This is a genomic window from Bradyrhizobium algeriense, assembly GCF_036924595.1.
Lineage (GTDB): Bacteria > Pseudomonadota > Alphaproteobacteria > Rhizobiales > Xanthobacteraceae > Bradyrhizobium > Bradyrhizobium algeriense.
In genome coordinates this window covers 1938553-1960234 of the sequence record NZ_JAZHRV010000001.1, presented here as the reverse complement: position 1 = coordinate 1960234, position 21682 = coordinate 1938553, and the positions used below count along the sequence as shown (strand labels likewise).

General features: G+C 63.3%; 17 protein-coding genes and 1 pseudogene. 10 read left to right on the top strand and 8 right to left on the bottom strand.

The genetic code is table 11. The features are described 5' to 3' along the window. The first annotated feature begins 35 nt into the window (after nt 1-35). On the top strand, nt 36-596 hold the full coding sequence (locus V1286_RS09435) for a hypothetical protein (RefSeq protein ID WP_334479126.1): 561 nt from the start codon (nt 36-38) through the stop codon (nt 594-596). Nucleotides 597-717: 121 nt separating this feature from the next. On the opposite strand, the gene V1286_RS09430 is transcribed toward V1286_RS09435, so the two are convergent. Together V1286_RS09430 and V1286_RS09425 are read right to left on the bottom strand one after the other, a co-directional pair. After that, nucleotides 718-2148, bottom strand: a complete 1431-nt coding sequence (locus V1286_RS09430) for a serine/threonine protein kinase (RefSeq protein ID WP_334479124.1) — start codon at nt 2146-2148, stop codon at nt 718-720. 4 nt (nt 2149-2152) lie between these two features. Next, nucleotides 2153-2893 carry a metallophosphoesterase family protein gene (locus V1286_RS09425; RefSeq protein ID WP_334479122.1) on the bottom strand — a complete coding sequence of 247 codons (741 nt, stop codon included), beginning with the start codon at nt 2891-2893 and terminating at the stop codon, nt 2153-2155. A gap of 319 nt (nt 2894-3212) precedes the next feature. Between V1286_RS09425 and V1286_RS09420 the strand changes: the two genes are divergently transcribed. Further along, nucleotides 3213-4688 (top strand): FAD-dependent monooxygenase, encoded by a 1476-nt coding sequence (locus V1286_RS09420; RefSeq protein WP_334479120.1) that lies wholly within the window; start codon nt 3213-3215, stop codon nt 4686-4688. Nucleotides 4689-4809: 121 nt separating this feature from the next. Then, nucleotides 4810-6738 (top strand): serine hydrolase, encoded by a 1929-nt coding sequence (locus V1286_RS09415; protein ID WP_334479118.1) that lies wholly within the window; start codon nt 4810-4812, stop codon nt 6736-6738. Nucleotides 6739-6825: 87 nt separating this feature from the next. On the opposite strand, the gene V1286_RS09410 is transcribed toward V1286_RS09415, so the two are convergent. From V1286_RS09410 to V1286_RS09395, 4 genes are all read right to left on the bottom strand, one after another. Beyond that, nucleotides 6826-7422, bottom strand: a complete 597-nt coding sequence (locus V1286_RS09410; protein ID WP_334479116.1) for a TetR family transcriptional regulator — start codon at nt 7420-7422, stop codon at nt 6826-6828. A 328-nt stretch (nt 7423-7750) separates the two neighbouring features. Further along, nucleotides 7751-8359: a hypothetical protein gene (locus V1286_RS09405; protein ID WP_334479114.1), complete on the bottom strand. Its 609-nt coding sequence runs from the start codon at nt 8357-8359 to the stop codon at nt 7751-7753. Next, the gene (locus V1286_RS09400) at nt 8352-9026 is read right to left on the bottom strand and encodes a hypothetical protein (RefSeq protein WP_334479112.1); all 675 of its coding nucleotides are present in this window, start codon (nt 9024-9026) and stop codon (nt 8352-8354) included. The genes V1286_RS09405 and V1286_RS09400 overlap by 8 nt, the downstream gene beginning before the upstream one ends. Next, nucleotides 9023-9787 (bottom strand): MotA/TolQ/ExbB proton channel family protein, encoded by a 765-nt coding sequence (locus tag V1286_RS09395; RefSeq protein ID WP_334479110.1) that lies wholly within the window; start codon nt 9785-9787, stop codon nt 9023-9025. The genes V1286_RS09400 and V1286_RS09395 overlap by 4 nt, the downstream gene beginning before the upstream one ends. 212 nt (nt 9788-9999) lie before the next feature. Here V1286_RS09395 and V1286_RS09390 point away from each other — a divergent pair, with 212 nt between their 5' ends. The 3 genes from V1286_RS09390 to purB all read left to right on the top strand — a co-directional run bounded on the left by V1286_RS09390 (nt 10000) and on the right by purB (nt 13526). After that, on the top strand, nt 10000-11394 hold the full coding sequence (locus tag V1286_RS09390; RefSeq protein ID WP_334479108.1) for a sensor histidine kinase: 1395 nt from the start codon (nt 10000-10002) through the stop codon (nt 11392-11394). Between the two features lie 9 nt (nt 11395-11403). After that, nucleotides 11404-12069, top strand: a complete 666-nt coding sequence (locus V1286_RS09385; RefSeq protein ID WP_334479107.1) for a response regulator transcription factor — start codon at nt 11404-11406, stop codon at nt 12067-12069. Between the two features lie 149 nt (nt 12070-12218). After that, complete coding sequence (gene purB / locus V1286_RS09380; RefSeq protein WP_334479106.1) at nt 12219-13526, top strand: adenylosuccinate lyase; 1308 nt, start codon at nt 12219-12221, stop codon at nt 13524-13526. Between the two features lie 28 nt (nt 13527-13554). Here the strand turns inward: purB and V1286_RS09375 are convergent, their stop codons facing one another. Further along, complete coding sequence (locus V1286_RS09375) at nt 13555-14151, bottom strand: TetR/AcrR family transcriptional regulator (protein ID WP_334479105.1); 597 nt, start codon at nt 14149-14151, stop codon at nt 13555-13557. A 159-nt stretch (nt 14152-14310) separates the two neighbouring features. On the opposite strand from V1286_RS09375, the gene V1286_RS09370 reads away from it, so the two are divergent. The 4 genes and pseudogenes from V1286_RS09370 to V1286_RS38865 all read left to right on the top strand — a co-directional run. After that, nucleotides 14311-14709: a RidA family protein gene (locus V1286_RS09370; protein ID WP_334479104.1), complete on the top strand. Its 399-nt coding sequence runs from the start codon at nt 14311-14313 to the stop codon at nt 14707-14709. A gap of 229 nt (nt 14710-14938) precedes the next feature. Beyond that, nucleotides 14939-15727 (top strand): glutamate racemase, encoded by a 789-nt coding sequence (murI, locus tag V1286_RS09365; protein ID WP_334479102.1) that lies wholly within the window; start codon nt 14939-14941, stop codon nt 15725-15727. 1336 nt (nt 15728-17063) lie between these two features. Further along, nucleotides 17064-20603, top strand: a complete 3540-nt coding sequence (locus V1286_RS09360; protein WP_334479100.1) for a LuxR C-terminal-related transcriptional regulator — start codon at nt 17064-17066, stop codon at nt 20601-20603. A 117-nt stretch (nt 20604-20720) separates the two neighbouring features. Continuing rightward, nucleotides 20721-20957 (top strand): annotated as a pseudogene (locus V1286_RS38865) (SOS response-associated peptidase); the annotation flags it as partial. Nucleotides 20958-20972: 15 nt separating this feature from the next. Here the strand turns inward: V1286_RS38865 and V1286_RS09355 are convergent. After that, nucleotides 20973-21440, bottom strand: a complete 468-nt coding sequence (locus V1286_RS09355; protein WP_334479098.1) for a GlcG/HbpS family heme-binding protein — start codon at nt 21438-21440, stop codon at nt 20973-20975. Nucleotides 21441-21682: the final 242 nt, after the last annotated feature.

Below are 21682 nucleotides of genomic sequence, written 5' to 3'. Positions count from 1 at the left end.
GATCCACGATATTTTCCGGAGGCTTACGCCGGCTATTGACCGAAGCACTTCAACCCGGCGCGCGCGTCGTCGCAGCGAGTAGCGAGCAGGAAAGCCACACCGGGCGTGCAGCGGGCCACGGAACCCGAAAGTCCACGCTCCGGCCACAAAGCTTCACGCATCTCGCCATAAAGGCAGACCAGCATCCCGCCTTTCACGGATGGGACGAAAATATGATCAAGGCCTACACGACCGCCGCAATTCTCCTGCTACTTGCACCCTCCGCCGCGCTCGCGCAACGCGCGGGCGACGCTGCACTGGGCGCGGTAGCCGGCGCCGTCGTGCTGGGCCCGGTCGGGGCCGTCGCCGGCGCCTTCGTCGGCTATACGGCCGGGCCGTCGATATCGCGGTCGTGGGGACTGGAAGGCTCGCGCTCGTCGCGGCACCGCAGGCAGTCTTCAAGGGACAACGTGCGCGGCGCCAGGGCGGAAGCCGTAGGCGCCGCACCCAATTCCGCCGGTCAGACCGAACGGGCCGGCCGCGCCACCAGTTATCCCGTGCCGAATCCGCCGCGCGCCGCCAAAACAACGCTGCCGCCCGTCCAGAGCCTCGACTGAGCGTCTGATCCGACGCTAGAGCCTTTTCCGTTCCGATAGAATCGGAACGGGGCTCTAGATTTTCGTTTTGACGCGTTTTCTTAACGCGAACCGGTTTCCACTTCGCTGGAAAACGCTCTAACTAACGCTGATTACCTTGCTGCGCCGGCACAGACGCCGACGGTGGCGGCCGCACCACCGTCACGGTGCAGGCAGCCTCGGCCGCGACCTTGGCTGACACGCTGCCGAGCAGCGCGCGCAGCATCGAATTCTGCCGCGCGCCGATCACGATGTGATCAACGTGATTGACCCTGGTGAATTCCAGGATCGCGGCGGCGGGATCGACCGCCTCCAGTACATGCACCGTGAGCCGGCTTTCATCCAGCTCCAGCGGCTGCGCCCAGTGCCGGAGCGCGACCAGGCGGTCGATATGCTTGTTGTTGCCCTGTTCGTCGAGCGTCCGGTCGATGGTGATGCGCCCGAGCCTGAGCACGTTCAGGCAGGCGAGCCGCGCCGACGGCAATGTCGCCAGGAGTTGTGCGGCGGTGCGGCGCAGGCATTCGTTGAGCGGTCCCGACCCCTCCTCGGTATCGAGCGCAACGACCACGATCGGTCCAGAAGCGAGCTGAGCTGCGACATCGGATTTCGGCCGCGGCAGCGTCAGGCCGCGATTGAAGCGGCGGCGCCACACCGTAGAGAGCGGATCGCGCTTAATCCGCTCCGACCGCGCCGTCAGCTTGACCTGTTCGGGATGGGCCAGTTCGAACGCCAGTTGCGAAGCCGTCGGATGCCGCCACACCGGCTCGATCTCGAGGCACCGGAGCACGATTTCCTGCAGCCATGGCGGATAGTCCGGCTTAAGCTTGCGCGGCGGATAGGGATCGCGCCACAGCCTTCGCCGCATGCCGCGCAGCGTTTCGCTCTCGCCGAACGGCCGCTCGCCGGTGGTGAAGAAATATAGCAGCACACCCAGCGAAAACAGGTCGCTGCGTGGGTCGTCGCGGACGCCGAGCAAACGTTCCGGCGCCATATAGGGTGCGGTGCCGTAGGGCAGACGGAATTCTTCCTGCAACAGGTCCGGCAACTGGTTGTGATGCGACAGGCCGAAATCGATCAGCACACATTCGCCGGAGGGGCGGAACATGATGCTGCTCGGCTTGATGTCGTGGTGAATGACGTTCTGCCGGTGCAGATCGGCCAGCGCGGTCGCGATCTTTCCCCCGATCGCCCTCGCCTCTTCGTAAGGAATCGGCAATTGGTCGATCCGGCCATAGAGCGTCTTGCCGGGGATGCGCTCCATGACGACATAGGGCTGCCGGTCGAAATCGCCGGTGCCGAAACAGCCCGGCACGTGCGGGCCCGCCAGCCGCGGCACGATCATCTGCTCCATCTCGAAGCTGACGATGGCTGCCGGGTCCTCGCCCTCGGCAACCCGCGGGACCTTCATCAACAGCGGCACGCTGATGCCGGGATGCGTCACCGTCCACAGCGTCGCCATGCCGCCCTGGTGGACGCGCTCGCCGATGGTGAAGCCGTCAAGTTGCGCGCCCTGCTCGATCAAAGGCTTCACCATTCCCTCATTTCCCCACGAGCAGGCGATCGGCCAGCCAGTGCGGCAAGCCGTTGGCGCGGATCCGGTCCGCCGCCGCCTCGACGTCGTAAGGTACGCGACAATAGGTGATCTCGCGCGACGTCGTATCGAGCATCGCGAACGAAGCCGCCGGGTCGCCGTCCCGCGGCTGCCCGACCGAGCCGAGTACGGCGAGCCAGCGCCGGCCGCCGAGCAATTGCACCGGCACATCAGATGTGGGGATGAAGCTCGTCATCTTCGCCGCCGATGACATCGAATAGAGCGCCGGCCGGTGAATGTGGCCGCAGAAGGTGACATGGGCATCGGTGGCCGCGATGCTGCGCGCGGCGTCCGGCGTATCGCGCACATAGCGCCATTGCGACGGGTGTGAGGCTTCGGAATGCACATAGAGGCGATCGTCTTCGCGCCGGGTCAGCGGCAACGCGGCGAGAAAACGCCGCTGCGCCACGCTGAGCCTGCCGCGCGTCCACTCGATCGCGGCTTGCGCCGCGGCGTTCATGGTCTCCGATGGGGCGCTGATGGCGTGATCGTGGTTGCCGATCACGGCGATGGCGCCGTCTTCGACCAGACCCATCACGGTATCAACCGCCCATTCCGGATCGGCGCCATAGCCGACGACATCGCCGAGGCAGACGATGCGTTCCGCGCCGCGGGCACGCGCGAATTCGAGGCACGCGCTGAACGCCTGCCGGTTGGCATGGATATCCGCAAAGATGGCAAGCCGCACGCTTTCCCTCCGCATCCATCATCGCGCCCGTGCTTGCGCGTGTCTTGAGGGATACCAAACAACAGGCCGCTTGTGAGGTGCAATCAGGCTGGGGGGCGCCGGAAGGCCATTAGGCTGATCAGATCCAGCCGGCGGCGCGATACAAATGAGTGGGTAATCCCCTCGCTATCCTGAGCTGAGGGCTGGCACCCGCGGCAATAACCGGCAAGCAGAATACCAATCTCTCCCACTTCAATATGTAGCGCGTAAGGAGCTTGCTTCAAGACCCCGGTCATCCCGTAGAAACGCCCACCGAAGCCAGTTGCTACGGAGGGACGAAATGGGTGCGGCAAAGACCAGGCATGCGGTGGTAATCGTCGGCGGAGGTCCGACAGGACTGATGTTGGCAGGCGAGTTGGCGTTGGCGGGCATCGACGTCGCTATTGTCGAGCGGCGCGCCAATCAGGAACTCGCCGGCTCTCGCGCCGGCGGTCTGCACGCACGCGCCATCGAGGCGCTCGACCAGCGCGGGATCGCCGATCGGTTCCTGTCGCAGGGACAGACCCATCAGATCGTGCATTTCCACATGATCACGTTGGACATCAGCGACTTTCCCACCCGGCACAACTACCTTCTCGGGCTGTGGCAGAACCACATCGAGCGCATCCTGGCCGAGTGGGTCGCCGAACTGAAGGTGCCGATCTATCGCAGACGTGAGGTGACCGATATCGCGCAGGACGACACCGGCGTCGACGTCGCGCTCTCCGACGGCCAGTCGCTCCGGGCGGAATATCTCGTCGGGTGCGACGGCGGCCGCAGCGTGATTCGCAAGGCAGCCGGCATCGCGTTTCCCGGGTGGGATCCGACGACGAGCTGGCTGATCGCCGAAGTCGAGACGACCGAAGAGCCGAAATGGGGGTTTCACCAGGACGCCTTCGGCACCCATGGCATCGGCAGGACGGAGAATGGAGGGGCGCGGGTCGTATTGACCGAGCGGGACGTCGGATCCACCAGCGAACCCACGATGCGCGATGTCAGCGAGGCGCTGATCGCCGTCTACGGGACCGACTACGGCATCCACAGTCCGACCTGGATCTCCCGCTTCACCGATATGACGCGGCAAGCCGCGGCGTATCGCGAGAGGCGCGTCCTGCTGGCCGGCGACGCCGCGCATGTGCATCCCCCGATGGGTGGACAGGGCCTCAACACCGGTGTGCAGGATGCGGTGAACCTGGGATGGAAGCTGGCCCAGGTGGTCAAGCTGATATCACCGGAAAGCCTTCTCGATAGCTATCACGCCGAGCGCTTTCCCGTAGCCGCCCGCGTCTTGCGCAACACGATGGCGCAGGTCGCGCTTCGTCGTAGGGACGAGCGCAGCAAAGCCCTGGGCGACACCGTTTCCGAACTCCTCGGCATGGACGAGCCTCGCAGGCGGCTCGCCGCGGAGATATCCGGTCTGGACATTCACTACGACCTCGGCGAGGGACACAAGCTGCTCGGACGCCGCATGCCCGATCTCGACCTGGTCACCGCCAACGGTCCGCTGCGGGTTTTCGCCCTGCTCCACGATGCCCGGCCGGTGCTGCTCAACCTCGGTGCACCCGGCGGCCTCGACATCACGCCATGGGCGGATCGGGTTCAGTTCGTTGCGGCTGAGTACGATGGTCCGTGGGAGCTTCCGGTGCTTGGCGCGGTCGCGGCTCCCGATGCCGTGTTAATTCGGCCCGACGGATATGTGGCCTGGGTGGGCGACCTGACCCAGCCGGGGCTTGCTGACGCGCTAACCACCTGGTTCGGACCGCCTGCCGCGGCGTAGCCGCACTTTGAGTTGCATTTAGCTTCCGAACCGCGCGGTTTAGTGCAACACATGTTTTGCGATACGAGAGCTATCCTTTGCGCCGCCCATCGCTCTCGCCAAGCTGGAAAGGGACGCCCGGATGAAGCGCCTGCATCGCCTTCTCGCTGTATTGTCGATCCTCCATCTCGTGACTGTCGGCCTTGCTACCGCCGCCCGCGCCTACGCCGTCGCGCCGGCGGGCGGCCCGGATGCACTCGGTTTCTCGTCATCGCGGTTGGCGCGGATCGCGGCCTGGCAACAGTCGCAGGTCGATGCCGGCGCCTTCTCGGGCGCGGTTGCAGCGATCGCGCGCAATGGCAAGGTCGCGTATCTGCGAGCTGTAGGCTTTCGCGACCGGGCCAAGACGATCCCGCTACAGCCCGATGCGATCTTCTGGATCGCCTCGATGACCAAGCCGGTCACCAGCGTTGCCGCCATGATGCTGGTCGAGGAAGGCAAGCTCGACCTCGCCGCCCCGGTCCACCAGTATCTTCCCGAACTCAAGGACATGATGGTCGGCGTCGAGACGAAAGACCCGGTGACCGGACAGAGCAAGCTCGCGCTTGAGCCGCAGAAGCGCCCGATGACCGTCGAGGATCTGCTGCGCCACACATCCGGCCTCGTCTACCCCGAAGGCAATACTGCTGTGCATAAGCTCTACCGCGACAGCGGGCAGTACTGGCCCAGCCTCTCACGCGACAGGACGTTGGAGGACCTCGTTTCCGGCTTGGTGCGGATCCCGCTCGCCTATCAGCCAGGCGAGGTCTTTGAATATGGTCTCAGCGTCGAAGTGCTGGGACGAGTCGTCGAGGTCGCCTCCGGCCAGCCGCTCGATCAGTTTCTCGACAGCCGCCTGTTCAAACCGCTCGGCATGGTCGACACTGCCTTCTGGGTGCCGCCGGAGAAGCGCGCCCGCCTGATCGACCCGCCGGTCGGTGTGCCGATTCGTCCTGATCGTGACATCACCAAGCCGACCACGATGTTCTCGGGCAGCGGCGGACTGGTGTCGACGGCCGCGGATTATCTGCGGTTCTCCCAAATGCTGCTCAACGGCGGAGAACTCGACGGGGTCCGCATTCTCGTACCCGCAACCGTCCGCCGGATGACCACGAGCGCGCTGCCGCCCGACATCCGCTTCGCCAGCGGCATCGCCGTGGGACCACGGGGCGGCTCCACCTTCGGGCTCGGCTTCGCGATCCGCACCAATGCGACATGGAGTTGGGTGCCCGGATCGGTCGGCAGCTACACCTGGAACGGGCGCTGGGGCAGCTACTTTTGGGTCGACCCGGCGGAGAAGCTGATCGCCATACAGCTCATCCAGGCTGGGACCGAGAATTACGACCAGTTCTGGGCTCCGTTTCGCAATCTCACCTATGGAGCCTTCCGCGTTCCTGACCCGGGCGTCCCGGACGCCGGCGCGGCCCCGGTGAGGATCGACTCGGACACGCTCGCGGCTTATGCGGGAACCTATCGGCTCGGATCGCCCAGCTCACGCGACATGCAGGTGCCCCGCGAGTTCGGCGGCCTCGGTGTCGACGTCGCCACAGAGAATGGCCAGCTCAAGGTAGTGTCTCCGATCCGGGGCATGCCCGCCGCCAAGGCCGGCATCATGGCAGGCGACATCATCACACATCTCGACGACGCCGCGATCCAAGGCCTTTCCCTTAACCAGGCGATCGAGAAGATGCGCGGGCCGGTCAACACCAACGTCCGCCTGAGGATCATACGGAAGGGACAGGACGGGCCAATCGAGCTGCCGCTCGTCCGCGCCCGGATCCGACTGCAAGGAGCTGTCGATCTTCAAGTCGTCAACAAGGATGGCCACCTCCTGATCGAGGCAAGCGGAGACCTGCCGGTCCTCGATTTTGAGAAAGGCGCAGCGATCACGGTCGTCCCCACGTCGAGCAACGAGTTCTTCGTGGATGGCGGCGACCACACCCGCCTTGCCTTCCTGCGCGACGGGGCCGGCCCGATGCGCCTGGTGCTCAATCCGGGACCCTGGCAGATCACGGCTCAGCGGATCAACTGACGGGACACGAAAAAGGAGACGCGAAGGACAGCTCGCGGCGCCCGGAGAACGAGGATTTGACCCTACAGCTCGGATACAGAACGATCGTCAGCGCTTGCGCGGCGTTTCCAAACCCTTGAGCAGCAACGCGAGCAATGCGTCGATCCGCGCCGGGGCACTCGGCTCGTTCCATTCCTCGGCGTGCGCGGGATGGTGGAAGCGGCTGGTGGCATCGAAAATCGCGCGCGCCGTCACCTTGACGTCGGCGACCTCGAACGCGCCCTGCTTCACGCCGTCGGACAGGATCAGGGCGATCTGGTCGACCAGGCAGTCCTTGTGGCAGTTCACCGACTTGCAGGCCTCACGGGCCAGCGCCAGGTAGGTCGCAAACATCTCGGGATCGTCGCCAAGCCGCTTGTGCTTGATCGAAAACATCGTGCGCAGCCACTTCTCCAGCCGGGCGGGCGCCGGGCCGGAAGCCTCTGCGATCTTCAACAGCGGCGCGCTGAGACGGTCGAGCCAGCGCTTGGCCACCGCCTCGCGCAGCGAGGCCTTGCTGGGGAAATGGCGATAGACGCTGCCGTGGCTGACATCGAGCGCACGGGCAACATCCACTACGGTTGCCTTGGCGAGCCCGTAGCGGCGCAAAACGTCCTCGGTTACCTCCAGAATCCGTTCGGGGGTCAGAACCACGACTTCGTTCATGCGCGCACCTGCGAAACGATGGGACGGGTGGTCATCTAATCCCCTTAGGCAATCACCTTGGCGGGTTAATGTTTCGTCGCCGGTTCCAGCCGCTCGGCCTGGGCGGCCAGATGACGGGCAACGCTCTGGTTGAGCCAGCGCTGGATTTGGGCAGTCAGTTGAATGAGATGGGTCGTCATAACGTAGTCCTTTACAAGTACCCGGGCTCAAACCATCGAGCCGGGTGACGCCTGATTTTGGCGTCGGCAATGGATATAGCATATCTCGCTGACAGATTTCAATATCTGTCAGTCAATAATCCGTGATTGTCGGGGCCATCGCCGGATGCCTATGGCTCGTCCTTCGGCGGCATCCGCGGCGGAAGCAGCGGTGTAAACGACACCTCGTCGCCATCGCGGGGCGTCGCAAGCAATCCCCCTCCCGTCGAGGGATCGCCGCCCGACGTGTCCAGGATCATGCCGGGCGTGATGTACTCACGGGCGGCTTGGAGCAGCCCGCCGCCGCCATCGCCAAAATCGGCGGCGCGACCGCCTTGGGCACGCCCGGCGGCGATCTCGCCCGCCGCCTTGTCGGTCTTTTCCGCAAGCCTGTCGCTATAGGGAATGCGGTACGCCCTGGGGACGCCGCTCGGCCGATTGCCCTCGTCGAGCGTCTCGACCCACAGATAGATCGAGCCCGGATCGCCTTCCAGCGAGTGCGGCTCAACGATCCGGGCCTGCAGCAATTTGAAGGCGACAGGAAGCCTGTCTACGCTGGCCCAGCCCAGCAGTCCGCGCACCCCGACAAAGCTCGCAATGTAGAACGCGCTCGTCACCACCACGGCGACCGCCTTGGCCGACCAGGGCACGCGCGCATAGACGAGGACAATCAGCAATAGCGCGCCGATCAGCGCGTAGCTGAGAGAGAGCGTGAGGATGACGGATTGAAGGCTATTCACGGCGCGGCATCCTCACGCCGGTTTTCGGATCGAGATCCGCGCCGTTGGAGCGAACGTTGCGGAACGTCTCCATCAGCGACTTCTGCCGCTGCTGGACGTCGACCACCTTGCCTGCGGCGTCGAGCCAGAAGCGCACCGCCGTCTTCTCATCGCCGGTATGGTCGAGCGTCAGCTTGTTGTCGAAGATCACCTGCGCGGTTGGATTGAGTTTCTGGACCTTCACGCTCACCGAAACAGGCTGCCCGGTGATGGCCTGAAAGTGCGAGACGTTGACGGTGTATTCGCCGGGGACGATGCCGCGCACCGTGACGATCTCCTCCCGGATCGGCGACAGGATCTTCTTGCCGGCGACGACGATGAAATCGTTGGCGCCGCCGCGATCATCGCGGTCGAGGGTCAGGAAGCCGGCTTCGCGACGGCGATACCAGGCGATGTTGCCGGCGGGGTCCTGCACGAACAGATCGAAGTCATCAGGATGATTGTCCGGCCAGTCCATCGTGATGAGAAATTCGGCCTTGGAATCGATCTTGCCGTCCTTCGCGTCGGGCGAGATCGCAAGCAAAGCCAGGAAGAACAGGAACGCGATCACCTGCAGCGCCTTGAACAGCATCACGCCGAGCGGGTCGAACGGCTCCTCGCGCGGATAGAGACCGAAGTCATCCATCATGGCGGCGTTCCAAGGCGGCTTTCCAATACCGGGGTGACGTGGGTCTCGGTCAGCATGACGGCATCGGAAAACACCCGCTGGGTCGCGGCATCGAGCATGTAATATTGGATGCGGACCAGGATGGAGCCGATCAGGCCTGCCAGCGTCGTGTACATGGCCACCGCCATGCCGTCGCTCATCAGGCCCATTGATGTTTTCATCGCGGCCTTGTCGGCCGCATCGAGGGTGGCGATCGGCGCCAGCATGATGATGAAGCCGACGATCGTGCCGAGCAGCCCGAGCTTCATCAGCGTGTCGGAAACGAATGCGCCAAACCCGTTGGAGCCGCGCAACCGGTCGGCGAGCGAGCGCAGCAGCAGCGTCTGGTCGATGCGGCCGGCGGCTTGCGCCCTGGCCTTCGTCACCAGGCTGCGGATGTGATCGCTGACCAACCCGCCCGGCAGGCCGCGCGCATCGGCGCCGAGCGCCTTCGCGCCATCAGGCATCGACAGCACGGCGCGACAGCCTCTTGCGACCTCGCCTTCCCGCGCGATCGCGCGCGTTCGCCAGAAGCAATGGCCGCAGGTGATGAGGTAGAGAACGGCGATCAGGCTCGAAATATAGGTGCGGTCGGAGGCGACCATGAGATGGATCAACCCGTACCGCCACAGCAGGAAGACGGCAAAGACCGAAAGCCCGGTAAAGATCATCCAGAGCAGCAGGACGCCGCGTTCCGGCGTGGCCGTGCCTGATAATGCGGTCTCGGCACCAATGGCACTCATGCTGCGTTAGCTCCCTGGAGGGCTGCTGCGCCGAAGCCCACCCGCCAAAAGGCCCCCTCGCCCCTCGTTAGATCAGAGGCGGCCGGCGCGGTCCAAAGACATATGCCCGCGGGTCGCCGGGAAAATTTCCCAATCTCTGCGTCGCCACCGGCTTGCAATTGGAACGAAATAGCGGTGCTGTTACCGTCATCGACAAGCCGTGGAGTGATCGCATGCGCCTCGTGCTTCAACTCGTCGCCCGCCTGCTCGTCGTCGTCGCCTTGTGTCTGGGGGCTGCGACCATCTGGGCCACCATCGACGCCTATCGCAGCGTCGATCGAGCCACGGCCGCATCCGCAGAACGGGTCTCGCAGGCGCTGGAAGCGCTCTACTGGCGCGAGCTGCTGTTGCGCAGCAACCGAACGCGCGAACATCTCATGCCGGTGTCCGATTGGCGCACCATCGAGACGATGAAGCTGATTTCGCCCGGAATTTGCGTCCGGTTCGAGCCGGTGGGCGCGTTCGAGAATCCGCTCTGCGGCCAGAGCAAGGGGATCGGCCAGCCGCCGCCACTCTGGTTCGCCGCGGCCGTGCAGAAATTGTTTGGCACCCACGCGGCGGTGGCCCGGTCAATCAGCACGCGCAACGTCACCGCAGGCACCGTCTCGGCCATCCCCGATCCGGACGCCGCGATATCGCTGGCCTGGCAACACATCGTGGACAACATCCATGTCGCGCTGCTGATGGCCCTGGCTATCGCCTTCTTCGCATCGCTCGCCATCGCGCATACGCTGGCGCCGGCGCAGCAGATTGTCGCGGCATTGCAACGCATGGCGCACGGACAATACCGGACATCGCTGCCGCGTTTCCGGTCGATGGAACTCGCCATGATCGGGCAAGCCGTCGGCGATCTCGGCGAGCGCCTCGCGCAGGCCACGGAGGAACGCGCCGTCCTGACCCGGCGCCTGCTTGAAATCCGCAACGACGAGCGGCGGGCGCTTGCCCGCGAATTGCACGATGAGTTCGGCCAGAACCTTTCTGCCATTCTCGCCTTCGCCAGCATCATCGAAGCGACCGGCGCGCGGGAACAGGCCAAGAGCAATGTCGCGAGCGATGTCAGGAGCGATGTCGCGCAGGATGCGCGGATGATCTCGCAAGCGACCCACCGCATTATGGCCTGCCTGCGGGATACCCTGAATCGTTTGCGCCATCCACCCGCCGAGGAACTCGGACTGGAAGCCTGCCTCGTCAGCCTAGTCGACAGCTGGCGGTCACAGAATGCGACGCAGCCGATGATCCAGCTCGACCTGCAGGGCGACCTCGCCGACGTGCGCGGCACCGTTGCCGCGACCGCCTACCGCGTCGCCCAGGAATGCCTGACTAACTCGTTGCGCCACAGCGCCGCGCGCGAAATCGTGCTCCGGATCGAGCGGCGGACAGGGACGGAAAATGCGCTGCTGATCCGCGTCGAGGACGACGGCGGCGGGGATGCGGCCAAGGTGGCACAGTCCACAGGCTTCGGCCTGACCGGAATCCGTGAGAGAGTGACAGCGCTTGGCGGCTCGCTTTCGATCGCGCGCGCGCGGCGTGGCGTAAGCGTGGCCGCCACGATACCGCTCGCCGCTTGACGCCAGAGCATGATCGATCCTGATTCAACCAGACAGGCCAAGGGCATTTCGATCCTGCTGGTCGACGACCATCCTGTCGTCCGGCAGGGCTACCGGCGCGTTTTGGAGCACCAAAGCGACTTCCGCGTGGTCGCCGAGGCCGACAACGCCGTCAACGCTTACCGCGCGTTCAAGACCCATGCCCCCGACATCGTGGTCATGGACATATCGATGCCCGGGGCCAGCGGCCTCGAGGCCATCCGGAACATCCGGTTGAGGCACTCCGGCTCACGCATCCTGGTCTTCAGCATGCATAGCGAAGCCGCGCTGGTGAAGGCCGCTTTCAGCGCCGGGGCCAGCGGCTATGTGACCAAGAGCAGCGAACCGGCCGCGCTCATCAAGGCGATCCGTGCCGTGGCGCGCGGCGAACACGCGATGAGCGACGACATCGCGCACGTGCTGGCGATGGAAAGCCTCTCCCCGTCAAGATCGGCGCTCGACCAGTTGGGGGAAAGGGAGATCGAGATCCTCAGGCAATTGGCTGGCGGCGCGACGGCGGAGCAGATCGCCTCCAACCTCAATCTCAGCATCAAGACCGTTCAAAACTATCACTATCTGATCAAGACCAAGACGGGCATGCGAACCGACGCGCAACTCGTCCGCCTGGCCGTCGAGTGCGGGCTGGCCAGCCTTTAGCAGCGGCCTGCCGGCGGGTCGGAGCCGACAGTTTTCCCCGGGCCAGGCCTACACGGGTGGTTTCCCGGCACCCGATCTGCTAAAGCGCGGCGTAAAAACAATTCGGCCGGGATCCGCCTTGCGACCCCGCCCACTGCCTGGAGTCCTTGATGATCCCCCGCTATACCCGCCCGGAAATGGCCTCCATCTGGGAGCCCCAGACCCGCTTCAAGATCTGGTTCGAGATCGAGGCGCATGCGGCTGATGCGCTGGCGGAACTCGGCACAATCCCCAAGGAAGCAGCCAAGACGATCTGGGCTAAGGCCAAAGATGCCACCTTCGACGTGGCGCGGATCGACGAGATCGAGCGCGAGACCAAGCACGACGTCATCGCCTTCCTGACCCATCTGGCCGAAATCGTCGGCCCCGAGGCCCGCTTCGTCCACCAGGGCATGACCTCTTCCGACGTGCTCGACACCTGCCTCAACGTGCAGCTCACCCGCGCCGCGGACCTGTTGATATCGGATATCGACAAGGTTCTGGCGGCGCTGAAAAAGCGCGCCTTCGAGCACAAGATGACGCCGACCATCGGACGCTCCCACGGCATCCACGCCGAGCCGGTGACGTTCGGGCTCAAGCTCGCCTATGCCTACGCGGAATTTTCCCGCGCCCGCGAGCGCCTGGTAGCCGCCCGCAAGGAGGTCGCCACCTGCGCAATTTCAGGCGCCGTCGGCACTTTTGCGCAGATCGATCCGCGCGTCGAAGAACATGTTGCGAAAGCGATGGGGCTGGTGCCCGAGCCGATCTCGACCCAGGTGATCCCGCGCGACCGCCACGCGATGTATTTTGCGACGCTCGGCGTGATCGCCTCCTCGGTCGAGCGGCTCTCGATCGAAATCCGCCATCTGCAGCGCACCGAGGTGCTGGAAGCCGAGGAGTTCTTCTCCGAGGGCCAGAAGGGTTCGTCGGCGATGCCGCACAAGCGCAACCCGGTGCTGTCGGAAAACCTCACCGGGCTCTCCCGCATGGTGCGCGCCTATGCGATGCCGGCGATGGAAAACGTCGCCCTCTGGCACGAGCGCGATATCTCGCACTCCTCGGCCGAACGCATGATCGGGCCGGACGCCACCGTGACGCTCGATTTTGCACTGATGCGCCTCGCCGGCCTGATCGAAAAGCTTTTGATCTATCCCGCCAACATGCAGAAGAACCTCGACCGTCTCGGCGGGCTCGTGCATTCGCAGCGGCTCCTGATCGCGCTGACGCAAAAGGGCGCCAGCCGCGAGAACGCCTACAAATACGTCCAGCGCAACGCCATGCCGGTCTGGCGCGGCGAAGGCGACTTCCAGACGCTGCTCAAGAAAGATCCTGACGTGAAGAAGCATCTGAGCGATGCCGAGATCGAAGAGCAGTTCGACCTCGGCTATCACTTCAAGCACGTCGACACGATTTTCAAGCGCGTGTTCGGCGAGAGCTGACAACGCACGCCGTCCGAACGCTTGACGGTCATCTCTCGGTCTGCAGCAAACCGACCACGAGATATCGGAAAGCCTCGACAGCCTTTGCAAAGACGGCGCGCGGATCGTCGGCTGCGGCAATCCAGAGCGAGGCGTTGAGCGCCGCTCCATTGATGAGCCGCGCGGCAGCTTCCGCATCCATCGGCCTCACCGTTCCTTCGTCGATAAGCGCCTGGATCGTCTGCGTCGTCGAGCGAAGACACGCAGTCTGGTTGGGCCATAGCGATGGATCGCCGAGCACGGCCGGCCCGTCTAGCAGCATGATGCGCTGGATCTCCGGCTCCAGCGCCATCTCGATATAGGCGACGCCCTCGGCGAGAAAGCCGAGCCACCGGGTCTCCGCCTGATCTTGTACAGCGCGCATTCGCGCCACCATTTCCGCGTCGATCTGCTCGATCACGGCCTGCAGCAGACCCTTCTTGTCGCCGAAATTGTGATAGAGCGCGCCGCGCGTCAGGCCGGCCTCGGCGGTTAAATCGTCCATCGACGCCGCCGCATAGCCTTTGGTCGCGAAAGCCTTACGGGCGGCCTGGGTGAGCTTGGCCCGGGTTTCCTCCACCATCTGTGCGCGTCGCTTGGCGGCCACCCTATCTCCGCAAGTTACATACGCTCCGTATGCTAGTTGACATACGCCGCGTATGTAACCTATAGAAACATACGGAGCGTATGTCAATTTATCGCTCGAGTAGGATGCAAACAGCCGGACCCGTGGAGGTCTGGCTTGCCTTTGAACAGGAGTGACGTCATGGCCAAACGCGATGCAATCTTCCCTGCCGGCCGGCAGGCGCTCTACGAGATCAACCGTTATTCGGCAGCGATCCGCTCGGGCGACCTTCTGTTCGTCTCGGGCCAGGTCGGCAGCCGCGATGACGGGTCGCCCGAGCCGGTATTCGAAAAGCAGGTCCAGCTTGCCTTCGACAATCTCTCGGCCGTGCTGAAGTCTGCCGGTTGCACGTTTGACGATGTCGTTGACGTGACCACGTTCCATACCAATCCGGCCGCGCAGTGGGAGGCGGTCAACGCAATTCGCCTGAAGGAGATCGGTGAGCCGCCTTATCCGAATTGGACTGCGGTGGGCGTGAACTGGCTGGCTGGCTTCGATTTTGAAATCAAGGTCATCGCGCGCCTTCCTCAGTCCATCTGATGGATCGGCGGCGGGCGTTGCAAGGGACAGCGGATGAAGTGGCCGTCCGTCGTCTCTGGACACCCATCTCTCATCGACCGCAGGGTACCGCCCCCGCCCCAGCAGTCTTCCGGCCTTGCCAAACCGATTTAGATCATTCCAAATTGTCCCAATCGCCGTCGACTCCGTGACCCCGCCGGCACCCCTTAAAGCAACCCAACGGTAACCGCAGATCGGCTAAGGTCGCAGCGTGTCAGCCCCGCCCACCATCCTCGTCTTCGACTCCGGCCTTGGCGGCCTCACGGTCCTGCGCGAGATCGTCCGCGCCCGGCCCGATGCGCACTACGTCTATGTCGCCGACGATGCGTTCTTTCCCTACGGCCATCACGGCGAGGAAGAGATCATCGCCCGCGTGGTGCCGCTGATCGGCGAGTTGATCGCACGCCACGCCCCCGCTTTGGTCGTGATTGCCTGCAACACCGCTTCCACGCTTGTGATGTCGCACCTGCGCAGCGCCTACAGCGCGCCGTTCGTCGGCACCGTGCCCGCGATCAAGCCGGCCTGCGCCAACTCAAAGACCAAACGCGTGTCGGTGCTCGGCACCAAGGGCACCGTCAAGCGCGAATACACCCGGCGCCTGATCGATGATTTCGCGCAAGGCTGCGAAGTGACGCTGGTGGGATCGGCGGAACTCGCCTCGCTCGCCGAATCCGCCCTCAGCGGCAACGACGTCCGCGACGAGGATATCGCAGCCGAGCTTGCCCCCTGCTTTGTCGGAAATGGCGATGATCGTACCGACACCGTCGTGCTGGCCTGCACCCACTATCCGCTGCTGCTCGACCGCCTGACAAGGCTCGCGCCGTGGCCGGTCGACTGGATCGATCCGGCACCCGCCATCGCCCGGCGCGTGTCCGACCTGCTCGTATCTCCAAGCCGGAAAAGCGATCAGGCCGGGGCCGAGATGATCTTCACCTCCCAGCGGCCACACAGCCTGAGCCAGGCACTGATGCCGTTTTTCGGCGGCCGCGTCCTGGCATAAAGGCGCCTGTGGGCGTGTATTCAAAAAGAAGAGTCGAGAAGGCACCGCTGAAGCAGAGAAAGCACCGGCGACGGTCTCGATTATTGTCGCGGCATATCAAAAGTTCCTCCACACGAAACTGTAAGACCCTCTGGTAGGCGACACCGGGCCACCTTTCCGGATGAGCCCCGCCGGACCGTGCCACCCAGGCAATCTATGCCGGATGCCATATTCAGGCTGGCTGCGACTCTTGGCAGAATTTCGCGCATGCTACTCGAGCAGACGATCACCCTTGGGCAAATGCGGCAGTCCGGCACTCGCCGACTGCATGTGTTCTGCGGCGATTACAAGTGCTCGCATTCGGTTGAGATAGACGCTGACTGTTGGCCCGCGAGCCTGCGGCTGTCCGATCTGGAGGCCCTATTCGTCTGCTTGGTTTGCGGCCATCGCGGCGCCGACGTGCGGCCGGATGAGCAGGGAGCAGAACGTCGGCTCGCCAGCGCCGACCGGTGAGAACATCTGCCGAAACCTGGGGTCTTCGTAGAGCTACGCGGACAATTTAGGAACGAACTCTCACGCCGGCGTACTACGGCCGCCTCCGCTCCTTCTTCCCAGACACCCCAGCCCAGAGGCAGGTCTGCCAGCCCCGGTGTTTGAGCACCACCAGGAGGCCGCGGCTTGGGTGGCCAGCGTGAGCGGGCTTCGATAAGCTGCAGCCTACGAACGGTCGCCGTCGGGTCTAGGCTTTGTCCCTCGGCCGGCCACAGCTCTCAGTTTCGTAGCAGGGTGCAGGCCCCCCAGCGATGATAGCCACTTGCTTATGTGAGCACGGACCAACTTGATGAACTTGGTCGGAAACCCGCCCTACTGCTATCGATGTCGACTGACAGTTGTCCGGGGCGGCGCCGTGAAGAAGAGGCCGAAACGTGGGCGGCCTTAATCCTCCTCCAATCGGCGAAGCTGAGCCAGTAACTCTGCCTCTAATTCACGAAGGTGAGTTGCCGTTGGTTCACTAACGTACTCTTTGGCAAGCTGTCTACAGCGCGCCAACTTTTCATGGATTGCCAATTCTTCTCGCTCGCCATCCATAAACGTAAGATACGGCAAAGGGAGAAATGTTCAACACCAGCACTATGGCCAAGTTGGTTGGTTCAACTGCGACATGCACAATCAGCGTCTAGTCTAATCAAGCTAGAACTGGGGCTTGCGGTGGGATACAAAAAAGGTTCATTCTGAACGCACCATATTTAATTGGATTGCGGCGGGTAGCCCGGGCTGCCGGCGCCAGACAATTTAGACTTGGCGTTGGGGTAGCAAGAGGATTAAGGCGCCGCGCTGGGCAGGCGAGGTCAAGCCTATGTTAGATGTGTCCCTGGACCAAGAAACATTCACGCGCTGCATCCGGCTGGTGATCGCAGATCGACAACCAATCGTTCTGCAGGGATTGAGGTCGATATTCGCAGCTCAGGACGACTTCGAGATTGTTGCGTCGTGTAGCCGCGGAACAAGCTGCCTCGATGCGATTCGGAATTTGGCACCCGACGTTGCGCTCGTTGCTGACACGTTGCCTGACCTGACGGTATCCGAGATCCTCGCCATTGCGAAAGCCGAGAATCTTCCCACTCGGCTGGTGTTCTTTGCCGAATCCGAAGGAGACGACGATCTCACCGCGGCAATCGCGGCCGGCGCTTGCAGTGCAATTTCGAGCTACGCAAACCCCGACACCATTCTGCGTTCCCTGAGGCTGATGACGGAGCGCACCAGTGCGCGACCGACACCGTCCCCAGAGCTCGCGCCAAACGGGAAGGAAGTAGACGGCGCCAAAATCGAAAAAAAGCTGAGGGTGCTCACGCATCGCGAGCGCGAAATCATACGACTGGTGGCCGAAGGTTTGTCGAACAAGGAGATTGCGCGCCAGCTGAACCTTTCCCCAGGCACAGTCAAAGTACACCTCTACAACATATTTCATAAGCTTGAAATCAGTAATAGGACCGTGCTCGCCACGATCGCGCTGTTGCAACGATCCACCGGCTTCGGGACGCTCTCGCTCGCCTTGGCGTTCGCAATTTTGAGCGACATCAAGGCGTCAGACGCGAACAACACCTTCCTGGATGACGACAGCACTGCCGACAAGGATCTTGAGCACTCCGTATTTGAGCTCTGGAAGAAAGCGATCCTCCGGCACGTCATCGTTGCGGATCCCGGCGAGACGGTCGTGCTCACCCAGAGAGACTCCCCAATTAAGGTGAACCAAATCGCGCACTCGGCGGCGAGAATGGAAGAGCTGCACGCGGCTGAGCAGGCCGCCCTCTCCAACTTCGGGAGAGGCTACGGCCCGATTGGATCCGGCACGCCCTATCTTTTCATTTCGCCGCTGCTGCAAGCGATTAACCCGACCGGCAGCTCCACGACGCAGCAGCAGTTCCCGCCGCTGGCGTTTGCCTCGAACCCGATAACGAGCCGTGGAGGCTATGGCGCCTTCAGCATGACGGCCGCCGGCGTGGGGATCTACACACTCGAAAACTCCCATGCCGCAGCGCAGGTGCTCGACCCCGGCGAAACGCTGATCGACACATCCACGGTCGCCACCATGGATGGCACCACACAAGTGGCGACGATCACCATTCATGGCGCCGGCCATGTAGACCCCAACGATGTCGACAACCTGGCTTCGGGGCCAGTTGTCCACGACTCCAGTCTGCCGCTCGCGTTTGGAGACGACAGCGTCACAGGAGAAGGTAACGCGGGCCAAATAATCCATGGCGTCGCCGGTGACGACACCCTCAATGGCACCGGCTTAGTGGATGTTATCTACGGAGCCGCGGGGAACGATACGATTAGGGATATTGGTGGAGACGACACGATCTATGGAGGATCCGGCAGCGACACCGTCAACGGCAACAACGGTAACGATACCATCGTCGGCGGAGATGACGGTGACCAGCTGACGGGCAGCAAGGATGATGACATCTTTGTCTATTTTTCGGCGATCGATTCCAACGCTACCCAGTTCGACACCATCATCGATTTCACATCGGGGGAGGACAAGATCAACCTGGGGGCTTTCGGCGCGCTGGCGTTCCTGCACTTGACGTCAGCAAGCAAGTCCGTGCCGCCGCATACCCTCGCCTGGATCTACAATCCCGCGAGCAATGAAACGATTGTCTATGTGAATCCGACGGATCGCAGCCTTGATATCGGCGATCCGGGCCTGCTCGAAATCCATTTGCAGGGAGTTGTGTCCGTTGCCGAGTCGGATTTCGTCTACGAGCAGGAAGCGGCGGCTGTCGCGGCGGCTTTGGAAGGAATCGACCCTGCGCTGCTGGCGGCGGCTGCGAGCGATGGGACCGTTGTCACGGCGGATACCGCCATTGAAGCGGATGCGAGCGAGAGCGCGGTCGAAACGGATGGTATCTGGACCATGCCTGCTGACGACGGTTTGAGGTTCCATTTCGGGCGAGACCGGGTCGGTTCCAACGTTTCGAGTAGGCTCATCAATTTCGGCGACGATCCAACTTATGCAACTGAGCAGAACGACGACAATGGTGCGGTTACTGTGCCGGTGCCCGTATCATTAGTCGAGCTTGCTCATAGCCAAGCGACGGTCCTGACCGAGGACAATCTCACTTTCAAGAAGGAGCCGGTCCACGCGAACACCGGGGCTAAGGAAACCGGGAATGGCAAGGCACCCGCAACCGCCGGGTTTGAAATTCTCGAGTTTGGGATACAAAGCGCCGCCCCGGTCGCAGTCGCTGACCCGGTCGAACCTAGCGTCGCACCGGGCAATAGTGGCGGCCATGGCAACCCGCGGCACCCTTCACACTCGGCCTCTGCACAGGCATTGGCGGCCGGCGAATTAACCGAACCGGGCGTCACATCGGGCAACGGCGTCGGCCACAACAACGCGCACTCTTCACACCCGGCATCCGCAAGCATTATGGAAGCGGCCGACCCGGTCGAACCTGGCGTCGCACCGGGTGATGGTGGCGGCCATGGCAACCCGCCGCACCCTTCACACTCGGCCTCTGCAAAGGCATCGGCGGCCGGCGAATTAACCGAACCGGGCGTCACATCGGGCAACGGCGTCGGCCACAACAACGCGCACTCTTCACACCCGGCATCCGCAAGCGCTGTGGAAGCGGCCGAGCCGGTCGAACCTGACGTCGCACCGGGTAATAGTGGTGGCGGCCATGGCAACCCGCCGCACCCGTCACACTCGGCCTCTGCAAAGGCATCGGCGGCCGGCGAACTAACCGAGCCGGGCGTCACATCGGGCCACGGCGTCGGCCACAACAACGCGCACTCTTCACACTCGGCCTCCGCAAGCACTATGGAAGCGGCCGAGCCAATCGAACCTGGCACCGCACCGGGTAATAGTGGCGGCCATGGCAACCCGCCGCACCCGTCACACTCGGCCTCTGCAAAGGCATCGGCGGCCGGCGAATTAACCGAATCGGGCGTCACATCGGGCAACGGCGTCGGCCACAACAACGCGCACTCTTCACACTCGGCCTCCGCAAGCACTATGGAAGCGGCTGAGCCGGTCGAACCTGGCGTCGCACCGGGCAATAGTGGCGGCCATGGTAACTCGTCGCACCCGTCACACTCGGCCTCTGCAAAGGCATCAACGGCCACCCCCCAGCCGGCCGAACCCGCGTTCGGGACCAGCGGCGCTAGCCACGAATCGACATTCCACTTCAAAAATCAGGCTCCCCCTTCCACCCCCACCGCGGCCGTTGAGCTAGAAGAGCTTAACGGTACGCCCGTTCTTCGCGGCGCCGAGCTGGCGGCAATCCTTGAGATGGGCGCAGCCGCTATGGAGGAACACGCGACCAGTCACGACAATAACGGTCAGCACCATTCCATAGCACATTCGCCCCACGAACTGCTCACGTGAAAAATGTTGGCAGCGGAGTCCCCTACGATCGCAGCGAGCTGCCCTAGGGGGCTTGGCTCCCACGGAGGCTGACGGCCCCGCCTAATCCTGCTTGTTCTAAGATTCGCCTGGTCCAGCGGCCCGCACAACATCTATGGCTTCTTACCACGTCTCCGAACTCCGTCGTCGGACCGACCCATCCCAAAGCGATGCCAGTCGTACTGGTGACCGACATGAGGAGCGAAATGTTTGGATGCGTGCCCGTGGAATGAGGCCGAGGCGCTGCAGCGGCCGCTGCCCGACGATGCGCTCAAAATCGTGATGCGCGGACGAAGGCGCGGCTCGGCTGCAGCAGAACCGTGCCGACGCCTGTAGGCAGGATGCAATTTCCTAGGTAGTTCCGAGGCCGGCCTTGGCGCATTGCTCGTCCTGGTCGCCGGTGACGCCGCTCACTCCCACTCCGCCAGTGACTTTGCCGTCGATCATGATCGGCAATCCGCCCGGCGAGGCGAAGACACCGGGAAGTGTGGCCGTGGCCGGCCCGCCTTTGTTGATCGCCTCCATGAAAACGCGCGTCGGGCGCCGATAGGTCGCCGCGGACTTCGCCTTGCCGATGGCGATGTCCATGCTGCCCGTCTGCGTGTTGTCCATGCGTTCGAAATACACCAGGAATCCGTGATTATCGACCACGGCGACCGCCACATTCCATCCGTTCTTCTGGCATTCGGCGACGACGCCGGCTGCGATCTTCTTCGCGCCCGCGGCATTGACTGCGGTGCCGTAATCGGGGCGCTTGTCCTGGGCAGATGCGCCGACGGTAAGGGCGGCAAGTGCGGCAGCGACCAGTATTATCCTCATCTTCGTCTCCTCCCCTAGGTTTATTGTGCAGGGATTATACCGGGACGAAACGCCGATGTGCGGTCAATGATGTCGCAAACCCCCTCTGTTTAGGGCCAGCCAAGCGCTGATGTGGGTGCACGCCTAGCCCAATTGCCGGCCTGCCATCCGTCCGATCTCCGCGAAGACCGCTTCGAACTGCTTTGATGCGGTTTTTCGGCAGGCGCGTCCCGGTGTAAAGCCGCCGAGCGCGCTTGCGCCCA

Excerpts from the sequence above, each read along its gene's own strand:
- V1286_RS09430 (WP_334479124.1), bottom strand. The coding sequence starts at position 2,148 with ATGGTGAAGCCTTTGATCGAGCAGGGCGCGCAACTTGACGGCTTCACC.
- V1286_RS09420 (WP_334479120.1), top strand. The coding sequence starts at position 3,213 with ATGGGTGCGGCAAAGACCAGGCATGCGGTGGTAATCGTCGGCGGAGGT.
- V1286_RS09415 (WP_334479118.1), top strand. The coding sequence starts at position 4,810 with ATGAAGCGCCTGCATCGCCTTCTCGCTGTATTGTCGATCCTCCATCTC.
- V1286_RS09410 (WP_334479116.1), bottom strand. The coding sequence starts at position 7,422 with ATGAACGAAGTCGTGGTTCTGACCCCCGAACGGATTCTGGAGGTAACC.
- V1286_RS09400 (WP_334479112.1), bottom strand. The coding sequence starts at position 9,026 with ATGATGGATGACTTCGGTCTCTATCCGCGCGAGGAGCCGTTCGACCCG.
- V1286_RS09395 (WP_334479110.1), bottom strand. The coding sequence starts at position 9,787 with ATGAGTGCCATTGGTGCCGAGACCGCATTATCAGGCACGGCCACGCCG.
- V1286_RS09390 (WP_334479108.1), top strand. The coding sequence starts at position 10,000 with ATGCGCCTCGTGCTTCAACTCGTCGCCCGCCTGCTCGTCGTCGTCGCC.
- V1286_RS09385 (WP_334479107.1), top strand. The coding sequence starts at position 11,404 with ATGATCGATCCTGATTCAACCAGACAGGCCAAGGGCATTTCGATCCTG.
- purB (WP_334479106.1), top strand. The coding sequence starts at position 12,219 with ATGATCCCCCGCTATACCCGCCCGGAAATGGCCTCCATCTGGGAGCCC.
- V1286_RS09370 (WP_334479104.1), top strand. The coding sequence starts at position 14,311 with ATGGCCAAACGCGATGCAATCTTCCCTGCCGGCCGGCAGGCGCTCTAC.
- V1286_RS09360 (WP_334479100.1), top strand. The coding sequence starts at position 17,064 with ATGTTAGATGTGTCCCTGGACCAAGAAACATTCACGCGCTGCATCCGG.
- V1286_RS09355 (WP_334479098.1), bottom strand. The coding sequence starts at position 21,440 with ATGAGGATAATACTGGTCGCTGCCGCACTTGCCGCCCTTACCGTCGGC.